Genomic DNA, 22,273 nt, shown 5'->3' with positions numbered 1-22,273 from the left:
ACGCGGCGCCTTCTGGCGTCTGTCGGGTCAGCCGACGGCCACGAGGTCGATGATGAAGATGAGGGTCTTGCCGGAGAGGAAGTGTCCCCCTCCGACGGGTCCGTACGCCAGGTGCGGCGGGATGACCAGCTCACGGCGTCCGCCGACCTTCATGCCGGGGATGCCGTCCTGCCATCCCTGGATGAGGCCGCGGAGGGGGAACTGGATGGTCTCGCCGCGACCCCACGAGGAGTCGAACTCCTCGCCGGACTCGAACTCGACACCGGCGTAGTGCACGGTCACGGTGTCGCCGGGCTTGGCCTCGGTGCCGTCTCCTTCGATGAGGTCGCGGATCACGAGCTCTGCGGGGGCGGGACCGGAGGGGGCGTCGAACTCAGGCTTTGTGCGATCAGTCATGCTTCCATCCAACCCGAGCCCACCGATCTCGGTCAACGCGGTCGCGCCTGCTCACAGCGAACACGACGGCACACTCGCGCGACGACCGATGTCAGGAGAAGTCTTGACACGGGGATGGGGCAGGTGCACCCTGTTCTTAGATCAACTCAGCGCCCGGTAGACATGCAGGCATCGCCGCAGCACCGGGCGCTGAGTCTGTCCGGGAAGGTGCTGCCCGGACCTCACGATCTCAATAGGCCAGCAGAGCGGCTCTCGTCGCGCGGGTACGCGCGAGCAGGGCCTGCTCGTCAGCGGGGGCCATCGGGTCACGCCCCGTGACGGCTCGCTGACGCACGGACGCGAGCATCGTCGCATCCTTGATGAATTCGCGCATGAGCGGGCGACGGTCGCCGCGCAGCTGCGATGCCCAGCGGAGCCCTGTCTTGCGCCCCGCCGGCGTCGCCAGCATGACGACCTCTTCGGGGGTGAACCAGCCCGCGGCCGCGTAGTCACCGAGGCGGGCCCTGGTCAGACGCGCTTCCTCTCGCCGCAGCGCGACGATTCCGAGGATGAACGCCACGAACAGCGGAACCTGAAGGACGAAGTACAGCAGGAAGAAGTTCGCGAACGACGAGCCGTTCCAGAGACCGTGCAGGAAGATCGCACCGATGAGGCCGAGCAGCCCCGCGCCCAGGACTCGACCCGTCGACGCGTGACGACGCGCGGCGAGCCCGATCGCGAGTCCGGTGAGGGACGTGAACATCGCATGCGCGAAGGGCGACATGATGGCGCGGAGGATGAAGGTGACGGTGAGCTGTCCGCTGCCGCCCTCGATCAGACTGATCGCGAAGTACTGGATGTTCTCGGTGAACGCGAAGCCCGCGCCGACGAGAGCGCCGTAGACGACGCCGTCCACCGGACCGTTGAACGATCGACGGGCGATCAGGAACACGATGAAGACGCCGACGCCCTTCCAGAGCTCCTCCACGATGGGGGCCTGCACCACGGCACTCGCCACTTCACCCCGATAGCCGAAGACGAGAGTCAGGCCGAGATCGACGAGAAGCGTGAGGCCCACGGCTGCGATCGCGCCCCAGGCGACCGCGAAGAACACGAGAGACTTGGGCTCCGGCTCCCACCTGTCGATCATGCGGACGACGAAGAACACGATCGCGAGCGGGACCAACGCCAGGACCAGCCCCACGACCGACGCGAAAGGTCCGAGGAACAGACCGAAGTACGCGATCAGTCCGAGCATGATCAGACCGAGGACGGCGAAGAGGACGTACAGGGTGACGCGACCCCCGCGCCGTCCGGCCGGCAGCGCAGGCAGTCCCGGTGACGGCGCGGGGGCGACCGGAGCGGGCGGCGAGTACGACGTCGGCTGAGCGAGCATCGACGCGTACGCGGGGTGCTGCGTGTACTGCGCCGGGGTGTAGTTCGAGCGGGCGTACTGCTCCGCCGAGTACTGCGGTGGCTGTTGAGCCGGCGGGGGCGTGTACGGCGATGGCTGGGACGGTCCTCCGGAACTCATAGGAATGAGCATATTGGCTCTGCGCGAGTTCGCCGCGGCCCGCCTCCTCCTTCCGCCATAACCACGCCGTACCGGATACCGTAGGAGTATGCGGTTCGCTCATCTGCGTCGTGCCGACTCCTCCGTTGCGAATCTCGCAGTGGTGGAGGGCGCCGACGCCATCCTCGTCTCCGATCTCCTCACCGACCCCCCTGCGACGCTCCAGCAGCTGATCGAGGGTGGCGAGCCGATGCTCGACGCGCTGCGCTCGGCTCTGGCAGAGGGCAGCGCCGCGCGCCACTCCCTCGAGGGCTGGGCTTTCGACTCCGCCGTCATCGCTCCCCCGGCCGTGCTGGCCGTCGGACTCAACTATGCGGCGCACTCGAGCGAGCTGGGGCTGAAGACCGATACCGCCCCGACCGTCTTCACACTCTGGCCGAACTCTCTCACCGGCCATGAGCAGACCACCTCGTGGCCGCGGTCGCTCAGCGAGGCCGTCGACTACGAAGCGGAGCTCGGCGTGCTGATCGGCACGCCGGCGAAGGACGTCACCGAGGCCGACGCTCTCGAGCACGTCTGGGGCTACACGGTCGTCAACGACATCACCGCTCGCAACGTGCAGTTCTCCGAGGCGCAGTGGTCGCGCTGCAAGTCCTTCGACGGCTTCAGCCCGACGGGCCCCTTCGCCGTCACCGCAGATGAGGTCGCCGACCCGCAGGATCTGCACATCTGGGCGGTCGTCGACGGTCAGACCGTGCAGGACGCCACCACCGGTCAGATGGTGCGCTCGGTCGCGACACTGATCGCCCACCTCTCGCAGTCGCTGACGCTGCTGCCCGGCACGCTGATCTCGACGGGCAGCCCCGGCGGCGCCGGATACTCCCGCGATCCGCAGATCTTCCTCCGCGACCGTTCGACGGTCACTGTCGGGATCGACGGCATCGGAGAGCTGACCACTCATTGCCGCGTGATCGACTGATCGCATCCGCGGAACATGACGACGGCCCCGGCGAAACTCGCCGGGGCCGTCGTCATGTCCGATCAGATCTCGATGAGATCCTCAGCGGCGATCACCGGGATCGCCGCCGTCACCGCTTCGAGCCCCGACAGACGGGCCGGAGAGAGCTGCTTGCTGACCTCATCGCGCGACATGAGGCCGGCCTCGACGACGAGATCAGCGACGTTCCGGTTGGTGAGCAGAGCGGTCTTCGCCAGGGCCGCCGCAGCGGCATAGCCGATGAACGGCGTCAGCGCGGTGATCACTCCGACCGAGGCACCGACCATCGCGCCGAGGCGGTCGCGGTTCGCGGTGATCCCGTCGACGCAGTTCACGCGAAGCGTCCACATGGCCTGACGCATCCAGGTGATCGACTGGAAGATCGAGTGCGCGATGACCGGCTCGAAGGCGTTGAGCTGCAGCTGGCCCGCCTCGGCAGCCATCGTCACTGTCATGTCCGCGCCCGCGACGGCGAAGGCGACCTGGTTGACGACCTCGGGGATGACAGGGTTGACCTTGCCGGGCATGATGCTCGAGCCCGCCTGCATCGCCGGAAGGTTGATCTCACCGAACCCGGCCTGCGGTCCCGACGACAGCAGACGCAGGTCGTTGCAGATCTTCGACAGCTTCATCGCGTTGCGCTTGAGTGTCGAGGAGAACGACATGAACGACCCGGTGTCACTGGTCGCCTCGACCAGGTCTCCGGCGGTGACCAGGTCGAGCTGCGTGATCTCCCGCAGGTGCTTGAGCACCGCGGGAGCGTAGTCGATGTGCGTCGTGATGCCGGTGCCGATCGCCGTCGCGCCCATGTTGATCTCGAACATCAGGGAGGCGTTCTCGGTCAGACGGGTGTGGTCGTAGCCGAGGGTCGTCGCGAAACCGTGGAACTCCTGACCGAGCGTCATCGGCACGGCGTCCTGCAGCTGGGTGCGGCCGACCTTGAGCACGTCGTGGAACTCGTGCGACTTGTGCAGGAACGAGATGCGCAGCAGGTCGAGCTCCTCGAGCAGCGAGCGGAGCGTGAGCGAGAGACCGATCTTCACCGCCGTCGGGTAGACATCGTTGGTCGACTGGCTGCGGTTCGTGTGGTCGATCGGCGACAGGTACGCGTAGTCGCCCTTCTCGCGCCCCGCCATCTCGAGCGCGATGTTGGTGATGACCTCGTTCGCGTTCATGTTCGTCGAGGTGCCTGCGCCGCCCTGGATGACGCCGACGGTGAACTGGTCGTGGAACTCACCGTCGATCACACGCTGTGCGGCACGATCGATGAGATCGGCGCGTGACGGATCGAGCACGCCGATCTCGCGATTCGCCCGAGCGCTCGCCTGCTTGACCATCGCGAGCGCGATGACGAGATCGGGATACACGGAGATCGGACGCTTCGTGATCGGGAAGTTCGCGTCGGCGCGGGCGGTGTGGATGCCCCAATACGCGTCGGCGGGGATCTCCATACTCCCGAGCGAATCGGTCTCGGTGCGGGTGGGAGCGGGCGCGGCAGAAGCCATGTCACATCCTTGTGGGTAGTGGCGAGTGTGGACTGCGGGGGATGCCGACAGTCTACGCCCGGGCGCATGCACCACCGGGGATACGACCGCGCGTCACCGTTTGCGCGAGAACGCCTCGAGTCGCTGCTCGGGGCTCAGCGCCGCCATCCTGTCGAGCCATGCCTGCGAGAAATGGTCGCCCGTGGGGGCGTCGACGACGGGCACGACCGTGTGCGTGATCGTGTCCGGGCGCACGTGCACGATCTGGAACGCCTGCGCCGCGTCCATTCCGTTCACGTCCGCGGCCGCCCGTGCGACGTTCATCGTGTAGCAGGTCGCAGATGCCACGCTGACGGGGACGCCGGCGAACGTGCCGTGCGCGGAGTAATGCAGATGTCCCGCGAGGATGCCTCGGACGTCACTGCCCCGGAGCACGCTCGCGAGCTCGTCCTGGTGCCGGAGCTCGAGGATGTCGAACAGCGGCACATGGCTGGGCAGCGGCGGGTGATGCATGGCGAGGAGCGTGCCGTGCGGGGCCGGCTCGCGGAGCACGCCGGCAAGCCAATCGAGCTGGTCCTGATCGAGGTCTCCGTGATGCCACCCCGGCACGCTCGTGTCGAGGGCGATCAGGCGCAGGCCGCCGAGGTCCCACACGCCCGTGACGGGGGCTTGGGTCGGTTCCTGATCGAGCAGACCCTGTCGCAGCGCCGGCCGCTCGTCGTGGTTGCCGGCCACCCAGACGATCGTCGTGCCGAGCGCCTCCACCACCGGCTCGACGGCCGAGCGAAGCCGACGATAGGCGTCGGGCTCGCCCAGATCGGCGAGGTCACCCGTGACGACGATCGCGTCGGGGTTCGGATGCACCGCGGTGATGGCCTCGAGAGTGCGCGCGAAGTTCGCTTCGACGTCGTATCGTCCGCCGAGCTTCGCTCCCCCCGCGAGGTAGTGCGGATCGCTGACGTGGATGATGACGTGCGACGGCGATCCGTGACGGCCGAAGACGGGAAGGCTGCCGGGGGTCGCGCGCATGGCACCAGCCTAGGGCGCGATCCCGATCCGTGCGCGGATGCGGCTCAGTGCCCGACCACGATGATGAGGATGCCGATCACGACCGCCACCGCGCACAGCGCAAAGCACCCGTACGCGCCGAACAGGGCGAGGCGCTTCTGCCCCTCGGTGAGGGGGCTCTTCCTCGCGGCCTTCGCCGCCTGCTTGGCAGCGCGCTTGAGCTCCTTCTCGGTGATCACGGTGATCGCATCCGTGAACTCCGCCGGGCTCACGACAGGCGCATGACCGCTGCGGACCAGCAGTCTGAGACCGAACGCGTAGAAGGTCACGACCGCGCACGCCCCGACGAGTGCGGCGAAGAACACCTGGACGAAAGCACCCCAGTCGATGTCGACGCTCACTTCGAACCCTCACTGCCGGTCGTGTCGGAGTCCGTGATCGTGGTGGACTTCCCCTTGCTGCGCGCCTTCGCCTGCTCACGGGCGGCCGCACGCGCTTTGGCATCGGCCTTCGCCTGCGCAACCCGCTGCTGACGACGCGTCGGCGGAGGGCTGTCGGGCAGATCGATCGCCAGACCGGACTCCGCGACGTCGCTCATCGCGTTCGCGGAGGTCACGGCGTCCTTGCGCGACCGCAGGAAGAGTCCGATGATGACCGCGAGTGCCAGCACGGCATCGATCGCGATGCCCCAGAGACCGAGCCAGGTGATGAGGAGCGCCGCGAACGCGCCGACGGCCCCGGCCGCCGGAAGCGTGAGGAGCCAGCCGATGGCGATACGGCCGGCCGTACGCCAGCGGACCGTCGACCCGCGACGCCCGAGACCCGAGCCGATCACCGAGCCGGACGCGACCTGTGTGGTCGACAGGGCGAAACCGAAGGCGCTGGAGGCCAGGATGGTCGCCGCCGTCGAGCTCTCGGCAGAGAAGCCCTGCGCGGGCTTCACCTCGGTCAACCCCTTGCCCAGCGTGCGGATGATCCGCCATCCGCCGAGGTAGGTTCCGAGCGCGATGGTGACCGCACAGGCGATGATCACCCAGAGATAGGGATCCGCCTGCTCGCTGTTCTGCCATCCCACCGTGATGAGAGCGAGGGTGATGACACCCATCGTCTTCTGCGCGTCGTTCGTTCCGTGGGCCAGGGCCACGAGCGACGAGGTGAAGATCTGCCCCCAGCGGAAGCCGTCACGCCCGTCGGGCTTGCCGTCGTAGCGTCGGGTGATCGAGTAGGCGAGCTTGGTTGCAGCGAACGCGATGATGCCGGCGGTGAGCGGGGCGATCAGCGCCGGCAGGATGATCTTCGAGAGCACCATGCCGAAGTCGATGCCGGCGACGCCGACACCCACCAGCGTCGCGCCGATGAGACCGCCGAACAGCGCGTGCGACGAGCTCGAGGGCAGGCCGAGCAGCCAGGTCAGCATGTTCCAGGTGATCGCGCCGATGAGTCCGGCGAAGATCATCGGCAGGAACGCGTCCCCCTGGATGGTGTCCTCGCGGATGATGCCGTGCGAGACCGTCTTGGAGACCTCTGTCGAGAGGAACGCCCCGACGAGGTTCAGTACGGCGGCGAGCAGGACCGCGGTCTTGGGCTTCAGCGCGCCGGTCGCGATGGGGGTGGCCATCGCGTTGGCGGTGTCGTGGAACCCGTTGGTGAAGTCGAAGAAGAGTGCCAGCAGGATAACCAGCACGACGATGAGGGCTGCGGTTTCCACCGTTCGCTTTCGGTCGTTGAGGAAAAGGAAGGTGTCGACGGGATCGACGTGACGAACGAAGAGTTCACCGTGGGTTTGACTTCCGTTAACCGGCCCCGGTAAATCCTCCCACCCAGTCGGGTGCCGGTCAACTCGACCTCGGCTAGCGTGGGAGGCGTGACTGATGCTCCGATCGCTGAACGCCGCTCGACCCTCCGCACCCACCACGGCGACACGTTCGACGATCCGTACGAGTGGCTGCGCGACAAGGAGTCCCCCGAGGTGATCGCGCATCTCGAGGCCGAGAACGCCCACACCGAGGCGGAGCTCGATCACCTCGCCGGCCTCAGGGACACACTGTTCCAGGAGATCAAGGGCCGGGTGCAGGAGACCGATCTCTCCGTCCCGACCAGGCGCGGCGACTGGTGGTACTACAGCCGCACCCAGGAAGGCGCCCAGTACGGGATCCACTGCCGCACCGCGGCCACGCCGGAGGACTGGACTCCCCCGGTGCTCGAACCGGGTGTTCCCCTGCCGGGCGAGATCGTGCTGCTCGACGGCAACGCCGAGGCCGAGGGACACGAGTTCTTCTCGCTCGGAGCGTTCGACACCTCCGACGATGCGACGAAGCTGCTCTGGTCCACCGATTTCGAGGGCGATGAGCTCTACACGGTGCACGTCCGAGACCTCGCGACCGGTGAGACTCTCGCCGATGAGATCCCGAACACCGCCGGCGCGTTCTTCACACCCGACGGCACGGGAATCCTGTACACGACCCGCGACGACGCGTGGCGTCCGGAGACCCTGTGGCTGCATCGCCTCGGCACCCCCGTGGCAGCCGACGTGAAGCTCTTCCACGAACCCGATGAGAAGTTCTGGCTCGGCGCGGGTATCACGCGCAGCCGCCGGTACCTCGTGATCGCGGTCGGTTCGAGCATCACCAGCGAGGAGTATCTGGTCGACCTGACCGGAGACCTGACCGCGGCTCCCCGCGTCATCTGGCCGAGGCGGGAGGGGGTCGAGTATTCCCTCGAGCATGCCGTCGTCGACGGCGAGGATCGCCTGTACATCCTCCACAACGACGACGCGCTCGACTTCGAGCTCGTGTCGGTCGCCGCATCCGACCCGCAGGGAGAACGACGCGTCGTGCTCCCGCACGAAGCCGGACGTCGACTGCTCGGCATGGACGCCTTCCGGGACTTCGCGACGGTCGAGTACCGTCGCGAAGGGCTCGAGCGCGTGGGGATGCTCGACTACGCGACGGATGAGGTCGAGGACATCCTGTTCGACGAGCCTCTGTACTCCGCGGGCGTCAGCGGCAATCCGGAATGGCACTCGCCGTTCCTGCGTCTCGGCTACACGTCCTTCGTGACGCCCGGCACCGTGTACGAACTCGATCTCTCGTCTCGCGAACTCGTGCTGCGCAAGCAGGTCGCGGTGCTCGGCGGCTACGATCCGCACGAGTACGGCCAGGAGCGCGCGTGGGCGACGGCATCCGATGGCACGCGCGTGCCGATCTCACTCGTCTGGAAGCGGTCGTTCGGCGTGCCCGGCGACGCTCCGCGCCCCGTGCATCTGTACGGCTACGGGTCGTATGAGCACTCGATCGACCCGGGGTTCTCGGTCGCACGCCTCTCCGAACTCGACCGCGGCATCGTCTTCGCCGTCGCGCACGTGCGCGGCGGCGGTGAGATGGGCCGCCAGTGGTACGAGGACGGCAAGCTGCTCAACAAGCGCAATACCTTCACGGACTTCATCGCCTGTGGCGAGCACCTCGTCGAGACGGGGATCACGACGCCTGACCTTCTCGTCGCCGAGGGAGGCAGTGCGGGCGGTCTGCTCATGGGAGCCGTGACGAACCTGGCTCCCGAGCTGTTCGCCGGAGTCCTCGCGGCGGTCCCGTTCGTCGACGCGCTCACCACGATCCTCGACCCCTCGCTGCCGCTCACCGTGGTGGAGTGGGACGAGTGGGGCGACCCGCTGCACGGCGTCGATGTGTACGAGTACATGAAGTCCTACTCCCCCTACGAGAATGTCCGCGACGGGGTCAGATACCCGCGCATCCTCGCAGTCACCTCGCTGAACGACTCGCGCGTGATGTATGTCGAGCCCGCCAAGTGGGTCGCCGCATTGCGTGTCGCCGGAGCAGCGGATGTCCTGCTGAAGTGCGAGATGGTCGCCGGACACGGCGGCGTCAGCGGGCGTTACAACTCGTGGAAGGAACGCGCCTTCGAGCTCGCCTGGCTGCTCGACACCGTCGGGCTCGCCGAGAACTGAGCCGCACCCACGTCTTCTGCACGGGCGGCGGATTCGCGCGGGATTCCCTTCGCCTCCGCTGCCGCCGTCCGTCGGGCGCTCAGACGGCCCACAGTGGGTGGATGCACCTGGACGGATGGCTCGCTGCACGCGAGGGAGTGGCTCACACGTCGGAGGTCTCTGCGGCCGGGTTCAGCAGGGAAACGGTCGAATCGGCGATCGCAGAAGGGCGGATGCAGCGGCTACGCCGGTTCTGGGTCGCCCTGCACGAGTGTGACGAGGACCTCCTCGCCGCGATCGGAGCAGGAGGACGCCTCACGTGCGTGAGCGCCGCTCGCAGACGCGGGCTGTGGACCCCTGATCTCGATACGCACCACGTAGCGGCTTCGGCGAGAACGACGACCCTGACGGGCATCCGCGTTCACCGGTCGCGTGGCCCTGCCCCCGTCCACCGACACCGGATCGTCGACCCGGTGGTCAACGTCCTCCATCATGTCGCGAGATGTCAGGAGGCGCCGGTGGCACTGGCGATCTGGGAGTCCGCGCTCTCCCGACAGGTGATCGATGCGCAGGGCGTGGAGAGCGTGACCTGGCAGGGGTACCGCGCACGCCGACTCGCGGATCTCACACCACGCCTGTCGGATCCCGGCCTGCACACCGAGTTCGCCGATCTGATGCGATCGATCGGCATCGTGGTCCGCCAGCAGGTGCGGCTCGACGGGCGACCGGTCGACGCGCTCGTCGGTCAGCGACTCGTGATCCAGCTCGACGGCTTCGCCCGCCACCGCGATGCCGCGCTGCGGGGACGAGACATCGACGCTGACGGCCGTCTACGCCGGCGCGGATACACCGTGCTCAGGTTCGACTACCACCAGGTGTTCTTCCTGCCCGACCTCGTCGCGGAGATCGTGCGCGCCGCGCTCGTGCAGCGTCGGCATCTCGACGACTGATCCCGAGATCACCCGAAGAGCGCGGCCGCCTCGTCGTAGCGACTGCGCGGAACCGTGTTCAGTTCGCCCAGAGCCTCCGCGAACGGCACGCGAACGATGTCGGTGCCCTGCATCGCCACCATCTGCCCCCAGGCACCATCCATGATCGCGTCTGCGGCGTGGAGACCCAGTCGCGTCGCGAGCACGCGATCGAACGCCGACGGCGAACCGCCTCGCTGGATATGGCCGAGGATGGTGGCTCGGGTCTCGATGCCGGTGATGCGCTCGATCTCGGGGGCGAGCTGGTCGCCGATCCCGCCGAGGCGGGGGCGGTTGAACGCGTCGAGTCCCTTGTCGCTGTAGGCCTCGTCCATACCCTGAAGGGTGAATCCCTCGGAGACGACCACCAGCGGAGCACGTCCGCGATCGTGGGCGCTCGTGACCAGAGCCGCGATCTCGTCGAGCGTCTGGGGAACCTCGGGGATCAGGATGGCGTGCGCCCCGGCAGCCATGCCGGCGTGCAGCGCGATCCATCCGACGTGGCGTCCCATGACCTCGGCGACCATGCAGCGCTGGTGCGAGTCGCCCGTCGTGCGCAGCCGGTCCATGGCATCCGTGGCGATGTTGACGGCCGTGTCGAACCCGAACGAGTAGTCCGTGGCGCGCAGGTCGTTGTCGATCGTCTTGGGAACGCCGATGACGTTGATGCCGTCCTTCGCCAGGCGATCCGCGGCGGCGAGCGTCCCCTCACCGCCGATCGCGATGATGCCGTCGATCCGGTGACCGTACAGCGTCTTGGCGATGTTCTCCGCTCCGCCGCGCTCACCCTCGTAAGGGTTGGTGCGGCTCGTGCCGAGAATCGTGCCGCCCACCTTGGACAGGCCCTTCACCTCGTGGCGCGTCAGCGGGAAGAAGTCCCCGTCGACCACGCCGCGCCAGCCGTCGCGGATCCCCACGAACTCGACGTCGTAAGTCGTGGTGCCCTTGAGCACGATTCCGCGGATGACCGCGTTGAGTCCGGGGCAGTCGCCGCCGCTCGTCAGGATGCCGATCTTCATGCTTGCCTCAGACGGTCAGGGAAAAGGGGGAACAGGCGACACTGCCTGCGAACGACACTAGCGTCACTGGGCGATCGCGCGCCATTCGAGGCGACGAAAACGGCAGATCTTGCGACCGACCGGCGACGTTTCCTCGGTTGTTGACGAGATCGTCGCGAAGAAGGCAAAATCGGCGTTAAGAACCAGGGTTCTTAACGCCGATCGCTGAAGCAGTGTCAGGCCGCGCGCAGCGCTTCCCGAAGCAGGTGCATGAGGGCACCGAGCTGCACGGGCTCAGCCGCGACGTCGTCGACGGCCTCACCGTCGAGCGCACGCGCCGCGAGCCCCTGCTTCTGGTCGATGAGTTCGGCGATCTTCGCGTCGACCGTGTGCGCGGCGATGATGCGCCACGCGGTCACCGGCTCGTCCTGTCCGATCCGGTGCACGCGATCGATCGCCTGGGTCTGCTCGGCAGCCGTCCACGAGAGCTCCGCCAGAACGACGTTCGACGCCGCCTGCAGGTTGAGCCCGACGCCGGCCGCGGTGAGCGAACAGACCGCGATGCCGACCGAGGGGTCACCGTTGAAGTCGTCGATCGCCTGCTGTCGGGCGGTCGAGGACTGATCACCCCTGATCGACACCGAGCGGATTCCGGCCGAGGCGAAATGCGCCTCAGCCTGGTCCATCACATCGATGTGCTTGGCGAAGAACACCACCTTGCCCACGGAGCGCTGCAGCTGAGCGGCGTAGTCGGCGGCGAGATGAGCCTTCGCCTGGCCGATGCGACGCACCATGGTGAAGACGTTATCCCCGCCCGTGCCCGCGGCCTTCGACTCCTCGAGTTCGTTCTGCGCCACGAGACGCACGATGTCCTCGTCGATCTCACCGGCAGCCACGCGCGACGATCCGGCCGACGACGTGCGCGCTTCGACGATGCGGCGGTACCGAGCGGCGAGCCGCTCCCCCAGCTCGCGCTCGGCCTGGCGGATGCCGCGCCCGAACTCGTCGTCGAGCTGCACCGGCAGATCCGCGATGAGCTTGTCGGGCAGGTCTGCCGCGACATCCTTCTTCTTACGTCGCACGATCCCCATCGAGATCACCGCGTCGCGCGCTTCGGGATAGAACGCCTTGTCAGCCGGCGTGAGGCCGGTCGCGTCGAGCTTCTCCATAAGCTCAGGTCCGGGCTTCTCGCCTGTCGTCCAGTCGAGGAAACGCCAGATCGCGTCGAAGTCCTCGACATCGTTGATCAGAGGTGTTCCCGTGAGTGCGAGCAGCAGCGGCTTGCCCCCCGGGGTGCGCTCCCGCACCCGGGACGCGAGCGAGAGCACGTTCTGCGAGCGCTGCGAGCTCAGGTTCTTGATGAAGTGCGCCTCGTCGACGACCATCCCGCGCAGGCCGATGGAAGCCAACCACGACATGTGTCGATCGAGGATCTCGTAGTTCACGATGAAGACATCCGCGAAGGCGTCGATGTCGCTGCCGTCGCCCTGGATCACGGTCGCCCGGCGCTGCGGCGTCCACCGCTCGACCTCGCGCGCCCAGTTCATCTTGACGACGTTCGGCACCACGACGAGCAGCGGATACGCATCGGCGACGGACGCCGCGAGCAGCGATTGGGCGGTCTTGCCGAGACCCGGCTCGTCCGCGAGAAGGAAGCTCCGGTGACCGGCGCGGACCGCCTCGAGGAAGCGGGACTGGTGCACCATGACCTCGAGGCCCTTGGGCGACAGGTGGTCGTACTCGGGGGCGGGCGGAAGATCCATGCTCGCAGCCGCACCCCCTGCACCGGTCTCGAACGCCTTGTACAGGGGTCCCATCAGCTCCCACCCGTCGAGACGACGGCGCGGAGTCGTGGCCGCGCGCGGGGTGAGATCCGGAGCGAGGAACGGGTTGGCGAGCTGTCGCGCCTCGACCGAGGGCGGCGTGACCTGACGCTCCGCGATCGCAGCCGGCACGACCGGCATCTGCACCGGTGCGATGTCGGCGATGATGAGCTCTTCCGGGGCGAGCTCGGCACCGGACTCCAGCAGCCAATCGCGTCGCATGCGCTTCGCCACCGGCGAGGTCGCCTGGTCGGCTTCGAGGAGCTGGATCAGAGAGGTGTCGCGCGCCGCCGTCTTGGCCAGGATCGTCGCGACGCCGTCGAGCCGCTTGAGCAGCTCCGCGCGAGCGTTGTCCGCGATCTCCGGGTCCGCCTTGACGCGCGCGCGCTCCTCGCGGACGAGGAAGGCGATCACCTGGAACTTCACGCGGTTCGTGGGTCCCAGCTTGCCGCGCTGCGACTTCGCCTCGATCTCGCGGACCTTGCGCGCGAGGATGGGGATCAGCGGGGCCTCGTCGTCACGACGAGATGTCTTCTTGCGCCGTGTGGCTGCGGTTGCCGTGGTCGGCATGCTCCTCCTGAGCGTGAAGGCCGAGGCATCCGTGGGATGCGACGACCGTTCTCGATGTCCGCGTGTGGCGTGAGCCAGGACCGTACGAACAGTGGTTCCGGTTTCCGACGATGCGCGAAACGACTCGCGAAGATCGACGACAACCGTTGGTAATAGTATGCCATCGCGCCGGGAGGGCGCAGAATCCGTCGCGGAGAGTTCGGACGTTGTTCAGGCTCAGCCTTCGGCGAGGACCCGCTCGGCGTCGGTGACGTCGGCGGCCATCTGCGACATGAGCTTCTCGATGCCTTCGAAGGCGACCATGCCTCGCAGACGCTCGACGAACTCCACCGTGACGTCGTGCCCGTACAGGTCCAGCTCGGACTCGCCCAGTACATGAGCCTCGACCTGGCGCTCGAGCACGTCGTCGAAGGTCGGGTTCGTGCCGACCGAGATCGCCGCGGGATGCCGGATACCGGTCGCGTGATCGTGCAGCCAGCCGGCGTAGACGCCGTCGGCGGGGACGAACGAGTCGACGGACGCGGAGAGATTCGCGGTCGGGAACCCGAGCTCCCTCCCCCGCTTGAGACCGTGCACGACCTCGCCGCGGACATCGACGTTCCGACCCAGGACCTGGGCGGCGGTCGTGACGTCGCCGGCCAGCAGCAGTTCCCGGATCCACGTGGATGACACTCGGCGGTCGGAGCCCGCCAGGAAGACGTCGTCGACCACCTCGACGGTGAAGCCGTGGAGCGGACCGAGCTCGCGCAACAGCGCAGGGGTTCCCGCGCCGCCGCGGCCGAAACGGAAGTCCTCGCCGACGAGCACGGTCGACACATGCAGAGCGCCGACGAGGATGTCGGCGACGAAATCCTCGGCGCTGCGCGATGCGAACTCCGCATCGAAGGTCAGGAGCAGCGTGGCATCGAGCTCGAGTTCGCCGAGGAGCTCGATCTTGCGCTCGACCGTGACCACGTTCTCGGGGCAGCGGTCGGGCCGGAGCACCGCGAGGGGGTTCCGATCGAACGTCACTGCCACGGAACGCTCGCCGGTCTCGGCGGCCTTCTGACGCAGTCGTCGGATCACGGCACGGTGGCCCGCATGGACGCCGTCGAACTTTCCGATCGCGACGACCGAGGATCCGAAATCGGCCGGGACCTCTCGCGGATCGCGGAAGACGATCACGCAGTCACCTCAGTGCGCTCGCCCACCTGCACGGAGCGAGCCGGCCGGTGCGTGCGGAGCCACCAGATCCCGAACACGGGAAGCACGAGCGGGATGAACAGATATCCGCGTCCGAACATCGACCACACCGTGTCGTGCGGGAACAGATCGGGCAGGAAGACGCTCAGGGCGCCGACGACGATGACGCCGGTGAGCTCGAACACGATCGCGATCCACGCGATCGTGTACCACCCGCTCCTCTTCGCGAGCACCAGAGCGAGGGTGGCCAGCACGTAGACCGCGGCGGCGAGCGCCGACAGCGCGTATGCAAGCGGCGCCTCGTCGAACTGGCGGAAGATCTGCACGAAGCTCCGCCCGGTCGCGGCGAGAGCCATGACGGCGTAGACGATCACGAGAACGCGGCCGATGCCGGTCATTCGAGAGGAGGGGACGGAGGTGCTCATAGCTCCATACATTCTACGCGCGGCGCGTCGGCACCGGATGCGTGCGCCGCGACAGCGCTCACGCGACCTGGACGGTCCAGATGACGTGCATGCGCCACACCATGACGGCGACCGCGAGGGCGGCGACTCCGAGGATCACCGTGCTCCATCTGCTGCGCTCCATGAGCGCCCACAGCACTGCTCCGATCGGCAGCAGCACTGCGGAGACCAGGTACACCCAGTACTCGAGGAGATCTCCGGTCGGCGGGTTGCCGGCGAAGGGCGCGACGATCGCCGCCACGACCTGGACGATCAGGAGGAGCTCCACGAGAGCGAGCGCGCCCACCGAGTAATCGCTCGGGCGGCGACCGACGAGCCCGAGCACGAGACAGAAGGCCCCCGCCGCGACCGCCACGGAGACCTGCAGGATCGTCAGCCACAGGATCATCGCGCGGCCTCGGGCATGTTCATGGCGCTCTTGAGGTCTGCCCCGCGCTTCTCGACGACGCCGACGAGGTTCCCCTCCGGATCGACGGCCGCGGCGCGGTCGCCGTCCAGTCGCGGCGCCTGCCCTGCGAGACGCTTCCCGTGCCGCAGATCGGTGGCCTCGGCGGCCGACACGTCGAGGATGGCCAGGACACGAGCGGCCGCCTGCGCGGGAGTCATGAGCGTCGCTCCCCCGAGGTCATCGACGCCGACCGCGTCAGCCACATCGAAGTCTCCGACTCGGGAGCGTCGGAGCGCGGTGAGATGGCCGCCGACCCCGAGATCCTCGCCCAGATCACGGGCGAGAGAGCGGATGTAGGTGCCCGACGAGCAGTCGACGACGACGTCGAGTTCGAGGAAGCCCTCGCCCTGCCGCTGAGCGAGCACATCGAACCGTGACACGGTGACCTCGCGCGCAGCGAGGACGACCTCCTCGCCAGCGCGGACCCGGTCGTAGGCGCGACGGCCGTCGACCTTGATGGCCGAGACCGAGCTGGGAACCTGAGAGATCACGCCGGTGAGTGCTGTCACCCCGGCGGCGATGCGGTCCGGCGTCACGGTGCTCCATGCATCGTCCGCCGCGCGGGTCAGGATCTCACCGTCCGCATCGTCGGTGTGTGTCGTCTGCCCGAGCCTGATCGTCGCCTCATACGTCTTGTCGGCTCCGACCACGTACGTGAGCAGACGGGTCGCGCCTTCGACGCCGATCACGAGCAGCCCCGTAGCCATCGGGTCGAGCGTCCCGGCATGACCGACCTTCCGCGTCCCGAGCGCGCGCCGAGTGCGAGCGACCACATCGTGGCTGGTGAGTCCAGCCGGCTTGTCGACGAGAAGGATGCCGGGTGAGACCATCTCTCCAGCCTACGGCGCGTTCGCCTGTGCCCTCGAACACGACCGCTCGAGCACCGTCGCCTAGGCTTGCCTCCGTGCCCCCGAACACGCGTCCCACCGGTGCTCCCTCTGCATCGCTCATCGAGTGGTATCGGCGGACCGCACGCGAGCTGCCCTGGCGACGATCCGATTTCCACGACGACTACGGCGCCTGGGGAACCCTCGTGAGCGAGTTCATGCTGCAGCAGACGCCGGTCTCCCGGGTGATCCCTCACCTCAAGGCATGGCTCGAGCGTTGGCCGACACCTGCGGCACTCGCATCCGCGACGCCTGCCGAGGTCGTGCAGCAGTGGGCGAACCTGGGATATCCACGCCGTGCGCTCTGGCTGCATCGTGCCGCCATCGAAGTCACGGAGAGGCACGGCGGCGTCGTGCCTCGCGATGTCGATGCCCTCCTTCGACTGTCCGGCATCGGAGACTACACAGCGCGGGCGGTGGCCGTGTTCTCCTACGGCGACCGTCATCCGGTGGTCGACACGAACACACGTCGTGTGCTGGCCAGATCGGTGCTCGGTCAGGCGCATCCCGGGTCGCCGTCACGCCGCGACCTCGAGCTGATGGAGTCCCTGCTTCCCGCGGATGACGTCGAATCCGCCGTGTACAACGCCGCCGCGATGGAGCTGGGAGCCACGGTGTGCACCGCGCGGAGACCACGGTGCGAATCCTGTCCGCTGCTCGGCACCTGTGCGTGGGTCGCCGCCGGACGGCCGGACACCGGCGACAACCGGCGACGCCAGGCCGCGTTCGAGGGCTCGGACCGTCAGGCCCGAGGAGCGGTGCTGCGCGTGCTCCGCGCAGCATCTCCCGACTCTGTACCGACCGACGCCGTGGTCCCCGAGTGGCCCGATGCACTGCAACGCGACCGGGCGATCGATTCACTGATCGCGGACGGGTTGGCCGAAGCCGACGGGGACATGCTCTCGCTCCCCCGCTGACCGCAGGTGCGACGGGTCCCTCAGACGTACTGACCGATCCGGTGCGCGAGCACCGTCAGCTCCACGCGCGTGCGCACCTCGAGTTTCGCGAACACTCTGCCGAGATGGACCTCGACGGTCCGCACCGATACGTGGAGCGACTCCGCGATGTCCCTGTTCGAGGCCCCCGCCACTGCGAGCATCGTGACCTCGAGCTCACGTGTCGTGAGCATCGGTTCCCAGATGCGACGAGACGTCGCGAGAGGATCGCCGGACGACGCGCCACCGACCGCATCCGCCTGCAGTCGCGCGAGCCGCATGGCCACGGCGCGGGCCCAGGCCGTTGCGCCTGACACCTCCAGCAGACTGCGTGCGGCCTCCAGGTGCTCCCTGGCGCGTGCGACGTCGCCGGTGATGAGGCAACGCGTGCCGATCATCGCCTCGACACGTCCGCGCGAGAAGGGCGAGGGAATCGACCTGGCCGCCTCGACGACCCCGGCGCGCACCGAGCGCCACTCCTCGTCGGAGCAGCTCAGCATGCGCGCGCGCAGGTCCTGAGCGAGCGAGATCCCCGGGGGCTCGACCCGACGTCTGCGCGCTCGGTCCCGCTCTCCCACGAGCACGGCCTCTTCCAGTCCCGGCACCGAGAGCGTCGTCTGCGGAGCCCCGGCGTCACGCCAGAGCCGCATGAAGGCCGCCGCCTTCTCGAAGCCCCCGGCGAGGAACGCCTCGATGCCGCGATCCACGAGATCATCGATCCGCATGGCAGGCGGCAGCGCCGCGGTGAGCGACCGCGCGAACGGCCCCAGATGGCCGAGGACCGCGAGATCGAGACGGCGAGCGATCATCGCTGCGAGCCCTGCGAACGGGATCGTGACCGGCAGGTCGAGCGCCGACCGCATGAGCTTCGTGCGGGCGGTCCCGATGTCGCCGCTCCACATGATCAGAAGCACCTCGACGACGGCCCGGTAGGCGCCCACGAGCGGGCTCCGCTCGAATCCGGCGACGAACGGGTCGACCTCGACACCGATTCCGGAGCCACCAGCCGCCAGAAAGCCCAGGCCCTGTTCGATCTCTCCGTCCATCGCGGCGTGGAGCGCCCGCAGCATCCCGCCGGTGAGCGGCCCCGCCCCGTGGATCTCCGCATCGACGTCCCGATCCCCGGCGATGAGCCAGGCGAGGGCGACGACAGGATCCCGCAGATCGGCGTCGGCCGCGGTCCTGCCCGCTCCCTCACGGAGCGCGGCGATCCAGGAGCGCATCCCCTCACGATCTCCGCGCTCAGCGCAGAGCACAGCGGCGAACGCCGTAGCTCGGGCCCAGAGATACCGTTCCTCCTCTCCCGCGCCCTCCGGGCGGAGCCCGAGGGGATCGATCCGAGGGACCGCTCCGTGCAGATGCGTCTGCGCGATGAGCAGCCCTCCCAGCGCCTGCAGCCGATGATGCTCCTGGGCGTCGGGGAACAACCCGCTGAGCAGACTCACCGCCTCGACCGCGAAACCGGCAGCGATCGCCGAGACACCCGCGACAGCTGTCGCCTCATCCCGCTCCGCCCCGGTCGCATGCGCAGCTGCCTCTGCCGCCAGGTGCATGGCCCGTTCGTTCGCCCCGGCCTCGGAGAGCGACCGCGCGATCCGGGTCAGCTCCGCAGCGGTCCCGGGCGCCCCGTGCAACGAGGCGCGGGCGAGATGCCAATCCGCATCGACCCGTTCTCCGCGTGCGTGGAAGACACGGTGCAGGCGGGCGTGCACGCGAACAGCCGCGGACGCCCCCGTCGTGGATCGCAACCAGATCGCGAGGCGCGGATCCGCGAGACGTACACGACCCGCACGGATGTCGAGGAGATCCGAGACCGTGCACGCCGCGAGATCGTGCGCCGAGCGACCGTCGAAATCGAGCAGCGGCTCCACCCGATCGTCCAGCCGCATCGACACCGCGATCAGCAGCTCGCGGTCTCGCGGCAGCAACTCGAGGTCCGCGAACAACGAGGCGATGGAGTCGACCATCGGCAAGGGTGACGGCAGCGGTCTGAGACCGTGTCGCTGCGACTGATCGAGTTTCTGCGCGACCGCCACGACCGTCGAGGCGTCAGCGGTGACCTCCGCCACGATTCGCGCCACGACATGCGGGGCGCACCCGAGATCATGAGCCAGAAGGTCGTCGAGGAGTGCCTCGAAGACACCCGTCGTCACCGAAGGCGCAATGCGCGCACGAAGAACGTCTATTCCGAACCCCCCAGCCCGAACGAGCGTCCGCTCGTCAGGCTGAGGATATCAAGCACCCGACCGGCTCAGCCGAGGTGCTGGAATATCACGCGGGGGTGTCGTCGTCTTCCTGACGAAGGTAGGGATCAGCATCTCCGGCGTGAGACGCCGAGGATGCGAGTTTCGCCACCTCGGCATCACGTTCCTGCGCTTCGCGGAGCAGTGCCGAGATGTGATCGGCGTTCTCCGGCAGCGCATCAGGGATGAACTCGAGAGTCGGCACCAGGCGAGTGCTCAGCTGACGACCCACCTCACTGCGCAGCATCCCCGTGGCGGATGTCAGGGCGGCGCCACTGGACACCCGCTCCTCTTCGGTGCCGAGCACCGTGTAGAACACCGATGCATGCTGCAGATCTCCGCTGACGCGGACGTCGGTGATCGTCACGAATCCGAGGCGCGGATCGCGCAGCCCCTTCTCGAGGCGCTCGGCGAGGATCACACGAATACGATCGGCCAGACGTGCCTGTCGTTCACCAGCCATTGTTCTCTCCCTCTACGTACCCTTCGGGCGAGGATGCATGGTGCACCCTCGCCCGAAGATATCGAACTCGATCAGCCGCGAGGCTTCTCGACCAGCTCAGTGGTCTCGATCTCGTCACCGATCTGGATGTCGTTGTACTTGCCGAGGCCGATACCGGCTTCGTAGTCCGTACGCACCTCGGTGACGTCGTCCTTGAAGCGGCGCAGCGACTCGATGGCGAGGCCATCGGCCAGCACGACACCGTCGCGGATGACGCGAGCCTTGGCGTTTCGCGTGATCGTTCCCGACCGCACGATGACACCGGCGATGTTGCCGAACTTCGAGGAGCGGAACACCTCGCGGATCTCGGCGACGCCCGACTGGACCTCTTCGTACTCCGGCTTGAGCATGCCCTTGAGCGAGCTCTCGATCTCGTCGATCGCGTTGTAGATGACGGAGTAGAACCGGATGTCCACGCCCTCACGCTGAGCGCGCTCACGCGCCTTCGTGTCGGGGCGGACGTTGAAGCCCACGATGATCGCATTGTCGATCGTCGCGAGGTTGACGTCGGACTCGGTGATCGCACCGACACCGCGGTGGATGATGCGGAGCTGGACCGAGTCGTCGACCTCGATCTTGAGCAACGACTCCTCGAGCGCCTCGACGGCACCGGAGACGTCACCCTTGATGATGAGGTTGAGCGACTCGACCTTGCCCTCTTCGAGAGCACGGGTGAAGTCCTCGAGCGAGATGCGCTTGCGGGCCTTGGCCAGCTGGGCGTTGCGCTCGACCGCTTCACGCTTCTCAGCGATCTGACGGGCCATACGGTCCTCTTCGGTCACGATGAAGACGTCGCCGGCACGCGGCACCGAGTTGAGACCCTGCACCTGCACCGGACGCGACGGGTAGGCCTCGAGGACCTGCTCGCCGTTCTCATCCGCCATCGCCCGGACGCGGCCGTAGGCCGTGCCTGCGACGATCGCGTCACCGATGCGGAGCGTTCCGGACTGGATCAGCACGGTGGCGACCGAACCGCGGCCCTTGTCGAGCTTCGCCTCGATGGCGACACCACGAGCTGCCTTGTTCGGGTTGGCCGTGAGGTCGAGACCCGCGTCAGCAGTCAGCAGCACGGCGTCCAGGAGGTCCTGGATTCCGGTGTTGGCACGTGCCGACACGTCGACGAACATGACGTCTCCGCCATACTCCTCGGCGACCAGACCGTACTCGGTGAGCTGCTGGCGCACCTTGCCGGGGTTGGCGTCGGGCTTGTCGACCTTGTTCACCGCGACCACGATCGGCACGTTCGCCGCCTGGGCGTGGTTCAGGGCCTCGACCGTCTGCGGCATGATGCCGTCGTCGGCTGCGACCACGAGGATCGCGAGGTCCGTGACCTGCGCTCCGCGGGCACGCATGGCGGTGAACGCCTCGTGACCCGGGGTGTCGATGAAGGTGATGGCACGCTCGATGCCCTCGTGCTCCGTCCACACCTGGTACGCACCGATGTGCTGGGTGATGCCTCCGGCCTCACCCTCGATGACGTTGGTCTGGCGGATGGCGTCGAGCAGTCGGGTCTTACCGTGGTCGACGTGACCCATGACGGTGACCACGGGGGGACGGATCTCGAGGTCGTCCTCGCTCTCCGCCTCCAGCTCGGCCTCGAGGTCGAGACCGAAGCCCTCGAGGAGCTCCTTGTCCTCGTCCTCGGGCGAGACCATCTGGATCTTGTAGCCGAGCTCGGCACCCAGGACCTCGAACGTCGCCTCGTCCAGCGACTCGGTGGCCGTGGCCATCTCGCCGAGGTTGAAGAGGATCGTCACGAGGGTGCCCGGCTGAACCGTGTACCCGGTCAGCGTCTCGATCTTGTCGGCGAAGTCGGCGATCGATGCGCCGCGACGCATGCGGATGATCTCTCCGTTGCCGCGGGTGACGTTGACGCCACCGACGACCGGAGCACTCCGCATCTAGAATTCCTGCCGCATCGCCCGCCGCGACT

Annotated in this window: 18 protein-coding genes and 1 pseudogene; 4 read left to right on the top strand and 15 right to left on the bottom strand. The window is 67.7% G+C overall.

Translation table 11 applies throughout. The annotated features are described in order from the left end of the window. Positions 1–27: 27 nt before the first annotated feature. Both RTM68_RS05240 and RTM68_RS05235 read right to left on the bottom strand, forming a co-directional pair. Positions 28–396, bottom strand: coding sequence for an FKBP-type peptidyl-prolyl cis-trans isomerase (locus RTM68_RS05240; protein ID WP_194764222.1), 369 nt, complete (start codon positions 394–396; stop codon positions 28–30). 229 nt (positions 397–625) lie between these two features. Continuing rightward, positions 626–1,909: a PrsW family intramembrane metalloprotease gene (locus RTM68_RS05235; protein WP_312168933.1), complete on the bottom strand. Its 1,284-nt coding sequence runs from the start codon at positions 1,907–1,909 to the stop codon at positions 626–628. A gap of 88 nt (positions 1,910–1,997) precedes the next feature. On the opposite strand from RTM68_RS05235, the gene RTM68_RS05230 reads away from it, so the two are divergent. Continuing rightward, positions 1,998–2,867: a fumarylacetoacetate hydrolase family protein gene (locus RTM68_RS05230; protein ID WP_312168931.1), complete on the top strand. Its 870-nt coding sequence runs from the start codon at positions 1,998–2,000 to the stop codon at positions 2,865–2,867. A gap of 62 nt (positions 2,868–2,929) precedes the next feature. On the opposite strand, the gene RTM68_RS05225 is transcribed toward RTM68_RS05230, so the two are convergent. From RTM68_RS05225 to RTM68_RS05210, 4 genes are all read right to left on the bottom strand, one after another. Continuing rightward, positions 2,930–4,390, bottom strand: a complete 1,461-nt coding sequence (locus tag RTM68_RS05225) for an aspartate ammonia-lyase (RefSeq protein ID WP_312168930.1) — start codon at positions 4,388–4,390, stop codon at positions 2,930–2,932. Between the two features lie 93 nt (positions 4,391–4,483). Further along, a complete protein-coding gene (locus RTM68_RS05220) occupies positions 4,484–5,398 on the bottom strand; it encodes a metallophosphoesterase (protein ID WP_312168928.1) in 915 nt (304 codons plus the stop codon). Positions 5,399–5,442: 44 nt separating this feature from the next. Next, positions 5,443–5,778 carry a peptidase gene (locus RTM68_RS05215; protein ID WP_312168926.1) on the bottom strand — a complete coding sequence of 112 codons (336 nt, stop codon included), beginning with the start codon at positions 5,776–5,778 and terminating at the stop codon, positions 5,443–5,445. Continuing rightward, complete coding sequence (locus RTM68_RS05210) at positions 5,775–7,085, bottom strand: inorganic phosphate transporter (protein ID WP_312168924.1); 1,311 nt, start codon at positions 7,083–7,085, stop codon at positions 5,775–5,777. Before RTM68_RS05210 ends, RTM68_RS05215 begins: the two co-directional genes overlap by 4 nt. Positions 7,086–7,241: 156 nt before the next feature. On the opposite strand from RTM68_RS05210, the gene RTM68_RS05205 reads away from it, so the two are divergent. Together RTM68_RS05205 and RTM68_RS05200 are read left to right on the top strand one after the other, a co-directional pair. Then, positions 7,242–9,341: a S9 family peptidase gene (locus RTM68_RS05205; protein ID WP_312168922.1), complete on the top strand. Its 2,100-nt coding sequence runs from the start codon at positions 7,242–7,244 to the stop codon at positions 9,339–9,341. A 497-nt stretch (positions 9,342–9,838) separates the two neighbouring features. Then, on the top strand, positions 9,839–10,270 hold the full coding sequence (locus tag RTM68_RS05200) for a DUF559 domain-containing protein (protein ID WP_312168921.1): 432 nt from the start codon (positions 9,839–9,841) through the stop codon (positions 10,268–10,270). An 8-nt stretch (positions 10,271–10,278) separates the two neighbouring features. On the opposite strand, the gene RTM68_RS05195 is transcribed toward RTM68_RS05200, so the two are convergent. From RTM68_RS05195 to truB, 6 genes are all read right to left on the bottom strand, one after another. Next, entirely contained in the window at positions 10,279–11,307 is a 1,029-nt protein-coding gene (locus RTM68_RS05195) for an ATP-dependent 6-phosphofructokinase (RefSeq protein WP_194764230.1), read from the bottom strand. A 215-nt stretch (positions 11,308–11,522) separates the two neighbouring features. Further along, positions 11,523–13,679 (bottom strand): DEAD/DEAH box helicase, encoded by a 2,157-nt coding sequence (locus RTM68_RS05190; RefSeq protein WP_312168919.1) that lies wholly within the window; start codon positions 13,677–13,679, stop codon positions 11,523–11,525. Between the two features lie 216 nt (positions 13,680–13,895). Beyond that, positions 13,896–14,843: a bifunctional riboflavin kinase/FAD synthetase gene (locus RTM68_RS05185; protein WP_312168916.1), complete on the bottom strand. Its 948-nt coding sequence runs from the start codon at positions 14,841–14,843 to the stop codon at positions 13,896–13,898. Then, positions 14,840–15,259 carry a hypothetical protein gene (locus RTM68_RS05180; RefSeq protein WP_396654187.1) on the bottom strand — a complete coding sequence of 140 codons (420 nt, stop codon included), beginning with the start codon at positions 15,257–15,259 and terminating at the stop codon, positions 14,840–14,842. The genes RTM68_RS05185 and RTM68_RS05180 overlap by 4 nt, the downstream gene beginning before the upstream one ends. An 85-nt stretch (positions 15,260–15,344) precedes the next feature. Beyond that, positions 15,345–15,713 carry a hypothetical protein gene (locus tag RTM68_RS05175; RefSeq protein WP_312168912.1) on the bottom strand — a complete coding sequence of 123 codons (369 nt, stop codon included), beginning with the start codon at positions 15,711–15,713 and terminating at the stop codon, positions 15,345–15,347. Continuing rightward, positions 15,710–16,603, bottom strand: coding sequence for a tRNA pseudouridine(55) synthase TruB (truB, locus tag RTM68_RS05170; RefSeq protein WP_312168911.1), 894 nt, complete (start codon positions 16,601–16,603; stop codon positions 15,710–15,712). The genes RTM68_RS05175 and truB overlap by 4 nt, the downstream gene beginning before the upstream one ends. Positions 16,604–16,677: 74 nt before the next feature. Here truB and RTM68_RS05165 point away from each other — a divergent pair, with 74 nt between their 5' ends. Beyond that, a complete protein-coding gene (locus RTM68_RS05165; protein WP_312168908.1) occupies positions 16,678–17,577 on the top strand; it encodes an A/G-specific adenine glycosylase in 900 nt (299 codons plus the stop codon). A gap of 20 nt (positions 17,578–17,597) precedes the next feature. Here the strand turns inward: RTM68_RS05165 and RTM68_RS05160 are convergent, their stop codons facing one another. The 3 genes and pseudogenes from RTM68_RS05160 to infB form a co-directional block, all read right to left on the bottom strand. Further along, positions 17,598–19,748 carry a helix-turn-helix transcriptional regulator gene (locus RTM68_RS05160; protein ID WP_312168906.1) on the bottom strand — a complete coding sequence of 717 codons (2,151 nt, stop codon included), beginning with the start codon at positions 19,746–19,748 and terminating at the stop codon, positions 17,598–17,600. Positions 19,749–19,866: 118 nt separating this feature from the next. After that, the gene (gene rbfA, locus RTM68_RS05155; RefSeq protein WP_312168903.1) at positions 19,867–20,301 is read right to left on the bottom strand and encodes a 30S ribosome-binding factor RbfA; all 435 of its coding nucleotides are present in this window, start codon (positions 20,299–20,301) and stop codon (positions 19,867–19,869) included. Between the two features lie 71 nt (positions 20,302–20,372). Beyond that, positions 20,373–22,273 (bottom strand): annotated as a pseudogene (infB, locus tag RTM68_RS05150) (translation initiation factor IF-2); the annotation flags it as partial.

The organism is Microbacterium sp. (assembly GCF_031988965.1).
GTDB lineage: Bacteria > Actinomycetota > Actinomycetes > Actinomycetales > Microbacteriaceae > Microbacterium.
This window is presented reverse-complemented; position numbering and strand designations above follow the sequence as displayed.

Coding starts and splice junctions, on each gene's coding strand:
- RTM68_RS05240 (WP_194764222.1), bottom strand. CDS start 396: ATGACTGATCGCACAAAGCCTGAGTTCGACGCCCCCTCCGGTCCCGCC.
- RTM68_RS05235 (WP_312168933.1), bottom strand. CDS start 1,909: ATGAGTTCCGGAGGACCGTCCCAGCCATCGCCGTACACGCCCCCGCCG.
- RTM68_RS05230 (WP_312168931.1), top strand. CDS start 1,998: ATGCGGTTCGCTCATCTGCGTCGTGCCGACTCCTCCGTTGCGAATCTC.
- RTM68_RS05225 (WP_312168930.1), bottom strand. CDS start 4,390: ATGGCTTCTGCCGCGCCCGCTCCCACCCGCACCGAGACCGATTCGCTC.
- RTM68_RS05220 (WP_312168928.1), bottom strand. CDS start 5,398: ATGCGCGCGACCCCCGGCAGCCTTCCCGTCTTCGGCCGTCACGGATCG.
- RTM68_RS05195 (WP_194764230.1), bottom strand. CDS start 11,307: ATGAAGATCGGCATCCTGACGAGCGGCGGCGACTGCCCCGGACTCAAC.
- RTM68_RS05190 (WP_312168919.1), bottom strand. CDS start 13,679: ATGCCGACCACGGCAACCGCAGCCACACGGCGCAAGAAGACATCTCGT.
- RTM68_RS05180 (WP_396654187.1), bottom strand. CDS start 15,259: ATGACCGGCATCGGCCGCGTTCTCGTGATCGTCTACGCCGTCATGGCT.
- RTM68_RS05175 (WP_312168912.1), bottom strand. CDS start 15,713: ATGATCCTGTGGCTGACGATCCTGCAGGTCTCCGTGGCGGTCGCGGCG.
- truB (WP_312168911.1), bottom strand. CDS start 16,603: ATGGTCTCACCCGGCATCCTTCTCGTCGACAAGCCGGCTGGACTCACC.
- rbfA (WP_312168903.1), bottom strand. CDS start 20,301: ATGGCTGGTGAACGACAGGCACGTCTGGCCGATCGTATTCGTGTGATC.